The organism is Planctomonas psychrotolerans (assembly GCF_008642235.1).
In the GTDB taxonomy this organism is placed as follows: domain Bacteria; phylum Actinomycetota; class Actinomycetes; order Actinomycetales; family Microbacteriaceae; genus Planctomonas; species Planctomonas psychrotolerans.
The window spans coordinates 418,032-430,863 of sequence record NZ_SJEV01000001.1; the positions used below are offsets into that span (position 1 = coordinate 418,032).

The following is a 12,832-nucleotide window of genomic DNA, read 5'->3' on the forward strand; positions in this document are numbered from 1 at the left end:
AATCCTCCGAACCGTTTCGGAAAACCACCACCAACGACCAGCTTCCTGCCAGCCTGCTCCGTTGCTGCTGCCGTTCAGGCAACGGTGAAGATCCTATCACCCCGCCTTTTCCGGGCACCGGACGGCGCGCGGGGGCGCCGCGTCAGCGGTGCTTGACCACGGTGAGCAGGATGACCGCATCCTCGAGGGCCTCGACGCTGTGCCGCGCGTCGGGCACGATGACGAGGTCGCCGACCCAGGCGGACCACTCGTCGGCACCGCAGGTGAGCCGAACCCGGCCGGCGAGCACGTGCACCGTCGCCTCACCGGGGCTCTCGTGATCTCCCGTCGACTCACCGGCACGCATGGCGATCACGGTCTGCCGAAGCCGGTGTTCGTGGCCCCCGTAGACGGTCTTCGCGCTGCGTCCGCTGGACGCCGCCACCGCATGCTCCAGTTCGTGACGGGCGAGGGCGGTGAGCGACGTCTTCTGCATGGTTCATCCTTGCGCGAACCCGGTCGGAGCGCGAGCATCGCGTTTCGACCGGACCATGCTCCGCGGAGGGTTCCTGCCCGAGTGCGCCGGGGTGTCGGCCGGGCCGGCGTGCCCTAGCGGGTGAGGCCGATCTGCAGTTCGACGCGCAGACCGTGCCGGGTCTTCACGATGCGGGAGGGCAGCCGCACCTTCCCCTCCCGTTCGAACCACCGCGCGAGCGCTCCCTCGACGGCTCCCTCGAGTCCCCGCGGGATCCAGCCGACGACTCCGGACGGGCGACCGTCGACGAACAGTCGCACGGGCATGGGCGCGTCAGTGCGTTCGTCCTCCTGCGTGCGACGGGCGATGAAGGCCTCGGGCTCCTCCACGCCCCTGTCGAGGATGCCCGCCAACTCCTCCTGCGCGGGGTCGCTCTGGGCGAGACGGATCACGGTCTTCTCCCGCTTGGGAACGAGCGTGTAGGTGTAGTCGCGAAGCGACCCGCTGCCCGCATCCGTGCGGGGGACGTCGGGGTTCTCCGCGCTCTTGCCGAAGGGAATTCTCATGTACCCATGATCGAGCGCGGCATGGCGTTTGGGAAACCGCCACCCCGACCGGTGCGCGGCCGTTAACGCGGATGTGGCCGCCTCCCTCGCGGGAAGCGGCCACATCGGCACAAGAAATGCGGTCTTAGCGACGGAGGCCGAGGCGTCCGATCAGGGCGCGGTACCGGTCGATGTCGATGTCCGACAGGTAGCCGAGCAGGCGGCGGCGCTGACCCACCAGCAGAAGCAGTCCACGACGCGAGTGGTGGTCGTGCTTGTGCTCCTTCAGGTGCTCCGTGAGGTCCTTGATGCGCTGGGTCAGCATTGCGACCTGCACTTCAGGGGATCCGGTGTCGCCCGGGTGGGTGGCGTACTCGTCGATGATCGCTTTCTTGGCATCGGGTGCAAGTGGCATAGATGGACCCCTCTTCTCTCGTTGCGCGGCGCCCGGCACACGACGTGCGAGCTCTCTTTATCCGCGGCCGTTGGACGGCAACCGAATGAGTTTAGCAGAGCGGGCGATGCGTCCCCGCTCGCCCGCCACCGGTGGACGTACCGCCGTGCTGCGGGCCTAGCCGTAGCGTTCGGCGAGCGCGTCGAACGCAGCGTCGAGGTCGGGGTCGACGGTCCTCCGGGAGGCGTCGGCGTCGTGCCACTCCACGATCTCGCGCGCACCGGTCGATAAAGGCACCGTTGCCACGAAATCGGGCACGAGCGTCTTCACCTTGGTGTTGTCGAAGATGACCGAGTGCGCCTTGTCGCCGAGGATGCCGTCGCCGATCTCGGGGATCGCCCGGGCCAGCGCGGAGGAGGGCACGTGCACCAGGGTCGGGTCCGCGCCCGCCGCCGTGCCGAGCATCCGGGCGATCTGGTTCCAGGTGAGCACCTCGTCCGACGTGATGGTGAAGCTGTCGCCCACCGCCTGAGGGTTGCCGAGCAGCCCGACGAACGCCTTCGCGAAGTCGGTGTTGTGGGTGAGCGTCCACAGCGAGCTTCCGTCGCCGTGCAGCACGACGGGCTTGCCGCGGCGCATCCGGTCGATCAGCGTCCAGCCCCCGCTCAGCGGTATCGCGGTGCGGTCGTAGGTGTGCGACGGCCGCACGATCGTCACCGGGAAGTCGTTGTCGCGGTAGGCCGCGACGAGCACGTCCTCGCTGGCGATCTTGTCGCGGGAGTACTGCCAGAACGGATTGCGCAACGGCGTCGACTCGAGGATGGGGAGTCGGGCCGGCGGCTTCTGGTACGCGGATGCGGAACTGATGTACACGTACTGCCCGGTGCGGCCGGCGAACAGGTCGATGTCGCGCCGGGCGTGGTCGGGGAGGAAGGAGACGAAGTCGACCACCACGTCGAACTCGCGGTCGCCGATCGCCTCGCGCACCGCCTCCGGGTCGGAGACGTCGGCGGTGAGCACCTCGGCGCCGGTCGGTGACGGTCGGGTGCCGGTCTTTCCCCGGTTGAGCACGGTCAGTTCGACGCCCCGCTCCACGGCGAGGGCGCCGCAGGCCGAACTGATGATTCCGGTGCCGCCGATGAAGAGCGCGGTGAGTGCGGACATGATTCTCCTTGACGAAGCGGAAAGCGGAAAGCGGAAAGCGAGTCTCGGTCAGTTGCCGCTGAGGCGGCGGACCTCGTCCTCGGTCAGCGTGACGGACACCGCGTCGGCGGAGTCGGTGATGCTTTCGGGCCGGCTCGCGCCCGGGATGGGGATCACGCGGTCGGACAGCGCCAGCTCCCAGGCGAGGGCGATCTTCTGCGGGCTCACGCCGTGCGCTTCGGCGATGGTCTGGAACTCGGAGTGCGCATTCCCGAGGTCGGCCGCGCCGGTGATGCCGCCGAGCGGGCTCCACGGCAGGAAGGCGATCCCGAGTTCATCGCACAACTCGAGTTCGGGGAGGCTCGACCGGAACTTCGGCGAGAACTGGTTCTGCACCGAGACGAGGTTGCTCCCGAGCACGCGGTGCGCGATCCGGATCTGCTCCGGGTCGGCGTTCGAGATTCCGGCGAACCGGATGATTCCCTGCTCGACGAGTTCCAGGAGGCCGCCCATCGTCTCCTCGTAGGGCACCTCAGGGTCGGGGCGGTGGTGCTGGTACAGGTCGATCGCCTCCACGCCGAGACGCTTCGCGGAGTCGCGCGCGGCGGAGTGCAGGGCGGCGGGCGATCCCTCGAGACCCCACGGTCCCTCGTCGGCGTGGATGGTGCCGCCCTTGGTCGCGATGACCACGTTCGACGAGTCGCCGCCGTACGCGGCGATCGCCTCGGCGATCAGGGTCTCGTTGTGACCGATGCCGTCCGCGTCGAGGTGATAGGAATTCGCCGTGTCGATGAGGGTGATGCCGAGGTCGAGGGCCGCGTGGATGGTGGCGAACGAGGTCTCGCGATCCTTCCGGCCCTGCACGGACATCGGCATGCCGCCGAGTCCGAGAGCGCTGACCTCGAGCGAACCGATCGACCGATACTTCACAGGGGACTCCTTCGTCGTTTCGTGCACGGTTGGGAAGACCCTACGCGGCGGTCCTGGCCCGTGCAGGGGTCAGTGCGTGCTGAGGCGGCTGATCTCGTCGTCGGTGAGGCGCAGGGAGATCGCCCCGGCCGAGTCGGAGATGGTCTCCGGTCTGCTCGCCCCGGGGATGGGGATCATGCGGTCGGAGAGCGCGAGCTCCCAGGCGAGAGCGACCCTTTGCGGGCTGACGCCATGCGCGTCGGCGACCGCCTGGAACTCGGGATGGTCGTCGCCGAGCCGTGGCGCGTCGTCGAGGCCGCCGAGCGGACTCCACGGGATGAAGGCAAGACCAAGTTCCTCGCAGAGCGCGAGTTCCGGAAGGCTCGACCGGAACTTCGGCGAGAACTGGTTCTGCACCGAGATGAGCTTGTCCCCCAGGATGCGGTGGGCGGTGCGGATCTGCACCGGATCGGCATTCGAGATCCCGGCGAAGCGGATGACGCCCTGTTCGACGAGTTCGACGAGCGCGCCCATCGTGTCCTCGTAGGACACGCTCGGGTCCGGACGGTGGTGCTGGTAGAGGTCGATCGTCTCGACCCGGAGGCGCTTCGCGGAGTCACGGGCGGCGGCGTGCAGCGCGGCGGGTGATCCGTCGACGCCCCAGTTGCCGTCATCCGAGTGGATGCTGCCGCCCTTGGTCGCGATTACGACATCCGAGGTGCTTCCGCCGTAGGCGGCGAGAGCCTCGGCGATGAGGATCTCGTTGTGGCCGATGCCGTCGGCGTCGAGGTGATACGCATTGGCGGTGTCGATGAGCGTCAGGCCCAGGTCGAGCGCCGCATGAATGGTCGCCATCGACGTCTCGCGGTCTTTTCGCCCCTCGACCGACATGGGTATGCCACCGAGCCCGAGAGCGCTGACCTCGAATGGTCCGATCATCCGATACTCCACAGGGACTCCTTCGTCGTGTTCGTGCGCGGCAGGGAAAACCTACGCGGCGGCTCCGATCCCTGCCGTCCGCGGTTGCTGCGCCGGAACGTGCCCGCAGGGCGCAACGCCACGGTCCCTAGAGCGTGCCTACGGGACGCAACCCCCCCCGGTCCCTGAGCCTGTCGAAGGGACACCCCTTCGACGAGCTCAGGGACCGTGCTCGTCACGACCTTCAGGGGAACTGCGGGCGCGGGCGGTCAGGCGGCCGGGGTCTGACCGGCGAGGTCGACCTCGCCCGCGGCACCGAGCCAGGCGAGGGCCTCGCGGGTGGCGTCGAGGGAGGTGAAGGTCGGCTCGTATCCCAGGGCGCTCCGAGCGGCATCGATCGAGGCGGAGTGGCTGCGGCAGATGTGCTCCCAGCTCGCCCCCGCGTGCTCCTCCGGCACCGACACGCGGAACTCGTCCCAGGACACGTGGCGCAGATTCGCCTCCCGGCCGAACCAGGCCGCGGCGGCATCCGCGAAACCCCGCACCGTGAGCGCGCGATCCGACACGGCGTGGAAGCTCGCACCTATCGACGCGTCCGGGCGCTCGAGCGCCCGCTCGAACACCTGCGCTACGTCGTCGGCGTGCACGTGGTGCATGGTCTCGGCACCGAGGCCCGGGATGAGCACCTCTCCCCCGGTGGCGAGCGCGTGCCACACGGTCGGATCGAGGTTGCCCTGCGGGTTGATGACGTGCCAGCCGGGTCCGCTGATGTGTCCGGGGTGGATCACGGTGGACGCGAGACCGCCGGCCCGCGTCTCATCGAGCAGCATGCGTTCGATCTCGGCCTTCTGCGTGCCGTACTCCCCGAACGGCTTCTTCTCGTCGTCCTCGAGAAGCGGCGAGATGGCGCTCAGCCCGTGGGTCCAGATGGTGCCGCAGTGCAGGTGGTGCGCGGTGCGGCCGCGGAGCGCCTCGACGAGCTGTTCCGCGGATGCGGGGGTGAAGCACACGAGGTCGATCACGGCATCCGCGTTCAGGTCAGCCATGCGGGCCGCGAAGGTGCCGGCGGCGTCCTCGGCATCGCGATCGGCGACCACCCGTTCCACGCTCTCCCACGCCGTCGACGGGACGTAGGGCTCCCGGGTTCCGCGACTCACCGCGATCACGTCGTGGCCGGCGGCCACGAGGCGGGGGACGAGGTAACTGCCGATGTGGCCGGTGGCTCCGATGACGAGTGTGCGCATGGTCCGACCCTAGCCTCGCCGCCCGTCCCGAGTCCGGGTTCGCGTGCGGGGCTATGCCCGCGGGCCGACCGAGAAGCGCATGCCTGCCGCGGCGAAGCGCGGGATGGCGTCGGCGCCGACCGCGAGCGCCGGGGTGATGCAGCCGGTCCGCCCGGTGCCGCTGCCGTCGGCGATCAGCAGAGCCAGCTCCGAGATCATGCGGGCGGTGGTGGAGTATCCGGGGTGACCGTCCGCCTCGAGATGCACCTCGACCGCGGTGCGCGCGTCCGAGACGCCGCGTGCCGTGAGCTCCCACCGCCAGTCGTCGAGGGCGGGGCCCTGCGGCCCGGTGCCTCCGGCGGGCAGCATCCGGCCGAGGAGTGCGGCAAGCGCACCGCGCACACGGCGGGGACACCGAGCGGCGACGAGCATCGCCCCCTGGGACAGGGCGGCGGCATACGCGCCGGCGAGGGCTGCGGCACCCCGAGCGCCCCGAAAGGGACCGAGCGGGATGCCCTCCCGGTAGTGGAGCGGCCGGAACGGTCGGGCCTCCCCCGCGGCGGCGAGCCAAGCCGTGCGGTGCAGCACGGGCGGGTTGATGAATGCGGCGGGCGACATCGGCGCGAGCACGGTTCCGCGAGCCACCCGCGGCCACAGTCGAAGGGGCGACGAGGATCGCACCGTGGCGGCATCGCCGGCCTCGGTCACCCGGAAGGCGACGTCGGACAGGCGAGGCGCATCGGAATCGGCGAGCACCTGAAGGATGCTCTGCATGGTTCCGCCCGAGACCATGTCGGAGGGCCCGGCGCCGGGGGCGGGGTGCACCGCTATCGACACCTCGGCGGCCGCGAGGCGGTGTCCGCTCCGCTGGAGGGTGGCACGCGCGAGATCGACGGCGAGGTCCACCGGGAGCGACTCGAAACCGGCGGTCTGCACGATGGCCACCCCGCCATCGATCGCGGCCTCGTGCCACCGCGCGTCGGTGCGCCGGATGAACGGGGTCTCGCCCGTCAGATCGACGTACGACGTGCCCGCGGTGACGCAGGCGGCGATGACCGTCGGGCCGTGCGGCGTGTACGGGCCGACGAGGTTCACGAGAACCCTGCCCCGCGGAGCGAACGCAGCAAGCGATGCGGGGTCGCTCACGTCCACCTCGACCACGTCGGGCACGGGAAGGCCCGCCTCGCGGCAGAGCCGCGTCACGCGGTCGCGATTGCGCGCGCCCACGGCGAACGACTGCCCCGTCGAGCGCGTCCGTTCGGTGAGGTAGGCGAGGGCGATGCGTCCGGTGATGCCCGTGGCGCCGAGCAGGAGGACGTCGACGGCGCGTTGCCGCGGCGCATCCGTGCGATCCCGCGGCCCGTCGGCGAACCCTCGCCCGGCACCGTCGGTCATGTGCTCAGTTCGACGAGAAGAGCGGGCAGTTCGGTCGCCAGCTCGCGGGCGAGGAATCCGAGCGGGCCCACGCGGGCCGCAAGCCGGTCGCCGGCCGCGGCGTGCAGGTAGGTACCCCAGCACGCGGCCTGCTCGAGGGATGCGCCGCGGGCGCGCACTCCGGCGATCGCACCCGCGAGCACGTCTCCGCTGCCCGACGTGGCGAGTCCGCCGAATCCGCTCGACGACTGCCACACCCGGCCATCCGGATGCGCGATGGAGTTCATGCAGGTGACCACCGCGCCGAACTTCTCCGCGATCTCCGAGACGTCGCGGTCGAGGTCGTCCACGTCGCGCTCGAGGAGTCGTCCGGCTTCGTTCTCGTTGGGAGTGAGGACCAGCCGGCCGGCGAACGCGTCCCGCTGATCGCCGAGCCGGGGCAGCACGCCGAGGGCGAGGGCGTCGAGGTGCACGGACGTGTCGGCGCCGATCAGGGGGATGAGCCGCCGGAGCAGGTCCTCCGCCTCATCGGGATCGTCGAGGCCGGCGCCGACGAGCAGCACGTCGGGGTCCAGCTGGTCGGCGAGGGCCTCCACCGACGACCCGAGAACCGACCCCGCCGACGATTCGGCGAGCCCGACCACGCCGGCCTCGGGCATGGCCACGGCGAGCGCCGGTGCCACGGACTCCGCGACGGCGATGGTGAGCCGACCCGCGCCGACGCGCAGCGCCGCGGTGCCGGCGAGCAGGGCGGCACCGGGGGTCTTCCGAGCCCCGCCCAGCACCAGGACGTCCCCCCTGTCGTACTTCGAGGAGCCCGGTGCGGGCAGCGGCCACTGTCGGAGCGACGCGGGCGTGATGATCTCAGCGGGCGAAGACATCGCGGTCTCCCCCGTGCTCGGTGAGCGGCGCGTTCTGCTGCTCGAGGTGGGCGACCGAGTTGAACAGGCGCGGCTGCCAGCGCCTGCTTCCCGCGTCCCGCGCGAGCAGGGACAGGCCCGTGTTCACCACGGGAGTGCTGCGCCCGATGCCGAGGACCTCGTCCTCGGTCAGCCCCTCGCACACGTACCGGAACACCAGGACGACGGCGTCGTGGCACACCACGGCCACCCGGCGCGGGCTGTCCGCCCGGTCGAGCTCGGTCAGGAAGAACCGCACGCGCAGCGCGAGGTCGGCCCACGACTCGCCGCCCGGCGGCCGGTAGTAGAACTTGCCGAGCCAGCGTCGGCGTGCCGCCTCACCCGGGAACCGTGCTTCGACTCCACTGCCGGTGAGGGCGTCGAGGATGCCCAGTTCACGGTCGCGCAGGCGCTCGTCGACGAGTGGACGCCACGATGCGCGCACGCTGTTCTCCTCGAGGCCGAACGCGTACTCCGCGGTCTGCTGAGCGCGCAGGTACGGGGACGACCAGACCTGGTCGGGCCACACGTCGACGCCGGACCCGCGGAGCCAGGTGCCGAGCGCGTCCGCCTGTTCGACACCCGCCGCCGAGAGGGGAACGTCGGCGTCGCGTGCCGTGACCGGCACGACCTCGAGGCCGTCGCGCGAGGCGGTCGTCGCCGCGACGTTGCCCTCGCTCTCCCCGTGGCGGATGAGCAGCAGTTCGGTCGTTGCCATGTACCGGTTCTCCTTCGTCGTCGTGACGGTGTCGTGTCGAGCGTAGGCCGATCGAGCGACGGTGGGGCCGTCCTCAGGGGTCGGACAGGGATCGTACGGAGGTCAGACGGGAGTCGACGGAGCCGCGCTCTCGGTTCCCTTGGTCGCTTTCGCCTCGCGGGCGCGCATCCGGTCGATCACGGCCATCACGGGGGTCGCAGTCACCCCGTGCACGGCGATCGACGCGACCACGGTGAGACCGACGATGCCCCACAGCCGTTCCCCGCCCTCGAAGTCGCCGTTCGCGAGCGCGTACGCCACGTAGAAGAGCGACCCGATGCCGCGCACGCCGAAGAACGCGATGACGAATCGCTCCCGCGGGCCGGTCTTGCCGCGGAGGAGTCCCAGCCAACCGGTGAGCGGGCGGATGACGAACAGGATCGCGGCGACGAGGAGGACGTCGGTCCACACCAGCGCGTCGAACAGGCCGCGCACGACGGCCCCGCCCAGCAGGATGAGGACGAGTGCCGTGATGAGGCGCTCGATCTGTTCGACGAACTGGTGGAGCACGCGGTGGTAGCCGTGCGTGCGCTCGGAGGCGCGGATGGCCCACGCGCAGACGAACACGGCCACGAAGCCGTACCCCTCCACGAGTTCGGCGAACCCGTAGGCGAGGAACGTCGCCGCCAGTGCCACGAAGCCCTCGGCGTGCTCGGAGAGCCTGAACCGTTCGGAGGGGGCGGAGAAGAACAGCTTGCCGAGCATCCATCCTGCGGCGAGTCCGACGAGAACCCCCGCCGTGAGGCGCCAGAGCACGTCGAGCAGGATCCAGTCGGTGAGCCACGCGGCCGGCGCGACGCCGACCATGCTCATGGCGATGGCCGCGTAGACGAAGGGGAAGGCGAGACCATCGTTGAGTCCCGCCTCCGACGTGAGTGCGAACCGCACCTCGTCATCGTCGGCCTCGCCATCGTCGGTGGGTTCGCCGACCTGCACCTCCGTGGCGAGCACGGGGTCGGTGGGGGCCAACGCCGCCGCGAGGAGCACCGCCGCCGCCACCCCGAGCCCGAGCATGCTCCAGCCGATCAGCGCGACCGCCAGCATGGACAGCGGCATGGTGATGGCGAGGAGGCGCCAGGTGGTCGACCAGCGACGCCATCCGATGCGTCGATTGAGGGCGAGCCCCGCGCCCATCAGCGAGATGATCACGCAGATCTCGGTGACGTGCAGGGTGAGTTCGCCGTACTTCAGCGGATCCGGGTTGGGCAGGTCGGGGATCAGCGCAAAGGCGATCATGCCCGCCGCGACGAACACCATCGGTATCGACACCGGCACTCGGCCCAGCAGACGCGGCAGCAGCGCTGCGCCGAGGGTCGCGGCACCGACCGCGGCGAAGGCCGCCGCCGCCCCGTCGATCACGGGCGGTCGCCGCTCGCGGAATCGCTTGCGACCTGCGCGTTCCTCCCCGATGCGCCGCCCGCATCCGGCTCGGTACCGAGGGCGGCGAGCGCGAGGGAGGCGAGCGCGGCGGCCGCGTCGGCGAGCACGTCGTCGTCGAACAGCACACGGGGCGAGTGGTTGCCCGGCGCCGTCTCGGCGTCGACGCCGTCGGGGCTGGCATGCAGGAAGACGAAGGTTCCGGGCACGCGTTCCAGCACGAAGGAGAAGTCCTCCGATCCCATGAGCGGGAACTCCATGTGCTCCACCCGGTCGTCGCCGAACAGCGTTCGCAGCACGTCGACCGTGGTTGCGGTGCGGTCGGCGTCGTTCACCGTGACGGGGTACACCACCTCGAAGTCCACGTGGGCGGTGCACCCGTGCGCCTCCGCGATGGAGTTCGCCAGCCGCGCGATCTCCTCCTGCAGCACGGCGAGCGACTCGAGCGACAGGTTCCGCACGGTGGCGCCGAGCGAAGCCGAATCGGGGATCACGTTGAACGCGGCACCCGCGGACAGCTTGGTGACGGTGACCACCACCGGGTCGAAGACGCTGAATCGTCGGGTGACCATCACGTTCAACGCGGTCACGATCTCGGCGACGGCCGGAACCGGGTCATGGGCGCGACTCGGCAACGAACCGTGGCCGCCGGCCCCGTTCACCGTGATCGTCACGTGGTTGGCGCCCGCCATGATCGTGCCGGGGCGGGTCGCGAACACTCCGCGCGTCCCGGTGGTGACGTGGATCCCGTAGGCCGCGATCGGCAGCGACCCGGAGGCCTCCAGGGCGCCCTCCTCGATCATCACGCGCGCCCCCGCGAAGCCCTCTTCGCCGGGCTGGAACAGGAAGACCACATCGCCGGCGAGTTCGGAGCGGCGCTCGTGCAGCAGGCGGACGGCACCGACGAGACCGGCCACATGCAGATCGTGTCCGCAGGAGTGCATGTTGCCGTTGTCGGCGGCGAAGTCGAGGCCCGTCTGCTCCACGATCGGCAACGCATCCATGTCGCCGCGAAGGAGGACGGTGGGCCCGGGCTTGCCGCCGCGGAGCACCGCGGTGACCGACGTGGTGGCCGTGCCGAGGGTGATCTCGAGGTCGAGCCCGTCGAGCGCCTCGAGCACCAGCGCCTGGGTCTCGGGAAGGTGCAGGCCGAGCTCGGGCACGCGATGCAGCCGCCGACGAAGATCGATGAGGTCGGGGAGCAGCTCTCGGCTGTGGGGAAGTAGCGGCACCGACCCAGTCAATCAGCCCGGCCGGGGCGACGCGCCGCCCGGGTGCCCGCCGTGCTCCGACCGGCGTACGCCGTGCGGCCGTACCCGCATATCGCGACCATCACGCGCGTCGCGACGGTCAGAATCTTCTCGCCGGTCACGAGCCGAGCACGCCGCGGACGATGGAGTCGGAGGAGTGGCCCGGGTCGCCGTCGAGCGGCTCGGCGGACACGTCCACGACCGCGTATTCCACGAGGTCGATCTCCGGGGGAATGTCGAAGCTGCCCGCGTCACCCGACAGCATCCCGATGCTCACCAGCCTGGTGAGGTCGGAGCTGATCAACCACACCTCGCGGATGGCGTTCTCGGGGATCTCCGAACTGACGGTGATGTCGATGGTACGAATACCCGCGCTCTCTCGCACGACGGCTCCCCCGCTGGCGCCCGGCCAGTCCGGCAGAGGGTCGAGGGCCGCTTCGGCGAGTTGCTCTGCCGGGGGCGCGGTCGGCGCGGGGTCGGTGCTCTGGAGCGTGATCGCGATGGACGCCACGAGGCTTCCTCCGACCACGGCGACCGCCGCGGCGGCGAGCCACGGCATCCAGCGCCTCACCGGGGTGGAGCCCGCGCGGAGGACGTCGCGCCGGTCCGATCGGTGGCTCGCAAGGTCGACCGGCGGAGCGGTGTCGCCACCGGAAGCCGGCAGCGCAGAGGCCGACACGGACGCGGATATCGGTGCGGCCGACACCGGTGGGGCGGGCGACGCGACGGACGACGGAGCCGCGACGGGCAGGCGCAGCCCGAGCTCCGCGGAGATGCTCTGCCATACCCGGTCGCTCGGCCGGACGAGGGCGACCGATGCGGAACGGCCGGCATTGGCGGCTGCGGTCAGCGAGGCCCGGCGGGTGGCGCACTCCGCACAGTCAGCGAGGTGGTCGAGTTCCTCCGCGGTCGCCACGTCCTCGCCGAGAGCGAGCAGGGCGAGCAGGTCAGGATCCGTGTGCATCGAGGTCCACCTCCAATCGGGTTCGTAATCTGTCGAGGCTTCGGCGAATGTGGCTTTTCACCGTGCCGAGCGGCATGCGGAGCCGATCGGCGATCTGCGAGTGGGTCAGATCGTCGAAGAAGGCGAGTCGCAGTATTTCCTGCGGCACGCTGTCCAGGCGGCTCATCTCCTCGGCGACGAGAAGCCGTGTCGCCAGTTCTTCAGGTTCTTCGGTGCGGACGTCGGGAGCGGTTGCTCTCAGTCGCTCTTCCACACCGATTTGTCGGGTTCGGGTGGTGTGCGCGTCGGAGATCTTGTTGCGGGTGATGCCGACGAGCCAGGAAGGGAGCCGCGCCCGGCCCGGGTCGAACGTGTGCCGTCCCTGCCACGCCGACACGAACACGCGCTGCGTGACGTCTTCCGCCTCCGCGACGTTTCCGAGGGCCCGGACGGCGAGCGTGTGCACGAGGGCGGACCACCGACCGTAGACCTCGGCCAGAGCCCGCTCGTCCCCGGCGAGGAACGACTCCTCCAGTGCGCGCTCGAGATCCTGCTCGCGCGCAGCGTCATCGCTTTCGAGTGGAGCTGGGGTCACGGGGGTGCGGGACTCTCGGTAAGGGGAGGCTGTTCGCACCATGGTAGCCGG

At 70.5% G+C, this 12,832-nt stretch carries 14 protein-coding genes; all 14 read right to left on the reverse strand.

Annotated features, from left to right (window positions below):
- Window positions 1–142 precede the first annotated feature (142 nt).
- Window positions 143–475, reverse strand: a complete 333-nt coding sequence (locus EY822_RS01815; RefSeq protein ID WP_150306708.1) for a cupin domain-containing protein — start codon at window positions 473–475, stop codon at window positions 143–145.
- 113 nt (window positions 476–588) lie between these two features.
- Window positions 589–1,020 carry a hypothetical protein gene (locus EY822_RS01820; protein ID WP_150306709.1) on the reverse strand — a complete coding sequence of 144 codons (432 nt, stop codon included), beginning with the start codon at window positions 1,018–1,020 and terminating at the stop codon, window positions 589–591.
- Window positions 1,021–1,144: 124 nt separating this feature from the next.
- Window positions 1,145–1,414 (reverse strand): 30S ribosomal protein S15, encoded by a 270-nt coding sequence (gene rpsO, locus EY822_RS01825; RefSeq protein WP_150306710.1) that lies wholly within the window; start codon window positions 1,412–1,414, stop codon window positions 1,145–1,147.
- Between the two features lie 156 nt (window positions 1,415–1,570).
- Window positions 1,571–2,557, reverse strand: a complete 987-nt coding sequence (locus EY822_RS01830) for an NAD-dependent epimerase/dehydratase family protein (protein ID WP_150306711.1) — start codon at window positions 2,555–2,557, stop codon at window positions 1,571–1,573.
- Window positions 2,558–2,605: 48 nt separating this feature from the next.
- On the reverse strand, window positions 2,606–3,466 hold the full coding sequence (locus tag EY822_RS01835) for an aldo/keto reductase (RefSeq protein WP_150306712.1): 861 nt from the start codon (window positions 3,464–3,466) through the stop codon (window positions 2,606–2,608).
- 69 nt (window positions 3,467–3,535) lie between these two features.
- Window positions 3,536–4,384: an aldo/keto reductase gene (locus EY822_RS01840; RefSeq protein WP_227496944.1), complete on the reverse strand. Its 849-nt coding sequence runs from the start codon at window positions 4,382–4,384 to the stop codon at window positions 3,536–3,538.
- 248 nt (window positions 4,385–4,632) lie between these two features.
- The gene (locus tag EY822_RS01845) at window positions 4,633–5,607 is read right to left on the reverse strand and encodes an NAD-dependent epimerase/dehydratase family protein (protein WP_150306714.1); all 975 of its coding nucleotides are present in this window, start codon (window positions 5,605–5,607) and stop codon (window positions 4,633–4,635) included.
- A gap of 51 nt (window positions 5,608–5,658) precedes the next feature.
- Window positions 5,659–6,981 (reverse strand): saccharopine dehydrogenase NADP-binding domain-containing protein, encoded by a 1,323-nt coding sequence (locus tag EY822_RS01850; protein WP_150306715.1) that lies wholly within the window; start codon window positions 6,979–6,981, stop codon window positions 5,659–5,661.
- Window positions 6,978–7,841, reverse strand: coding sequence for an NAD(P)H-hydrate dehydratase (locus EY822_RS01855; protein WP_227496945.1), 864 nt, complete (start codon window positions 7,839–7,841; stop codon window positions 6,978–6,980). Before EY822_RS01855 ends, EY822_RS01850 begins: the two co-directional genes overlap by 4 nt.
- On the reverse strand, window positions 7,825–8,577 hold the full coding sequence (locus tag EY822_RS01860) for a histidine phosphatase family protein (RefSeq protein WP_150306716.1): 753 nt from the start codon (window positions 8,575–8,577) through the stop codon (window positions 7,825–7,827). The genes EY822_RS01855 and EY822_RS01860 overlap by 17 nt, the downstream gene beginning before the upstream one ends.
- A 102-nt stretch (window positions 8,578–8,679) precedes the next feature.
- Window positions 8,680–9,975 (reverse strand): cation:proton antiporter, encoded by a 1,296-nt coding sequence (locus EY822_RS01865; RefSeq protein WP_150306717.1) that lies wholly within the window; start codon window positions 9,973–9,975, stop codon window positions 8,680–8,682.
- Window positions 9,972–11,225, reverse strand: coding sequence for a M20 metallopeptidase family protein (locus EY822_RS01870; protein ID WP_150306718.1), 1,254 nt, complete (start codon window positions 11,223–11,225; stop codon window positions 9,972–9,974). Before EY822_RS01870 ends, EY822_RS01865 begins: the two co-directional genes overlap by 4 nt.
- Window positions 11,226–11,361: 136 nt before the next feature.
- Window positions 11,362–12,207, reverse strand: coding sequence for an anti-sigma factor (locus EY822_RS01875; protein WP_150306719.1), 846 nt, complete (start codon window positions 12,205–12,207; stop codon window positions 11,362–11,364).
- On the reverse strand, window positions 12,191–12,781 hold the full coding sequence (locus tag EY822_RS01880; RefSeq protein ID WP_227496946.1) for an RNA polymerase sigma factor: 591 nt from the start codon (window positions 12,779–12,781) through the stop codon (window positions 12,191–12,193). Before EY822_RS01880 ends, EY822_RS01875 begins: the two co-directional genes overlap by 17 nt.
- Window positions 12,782–12,832: the final 51 nt, after the last annotated feature.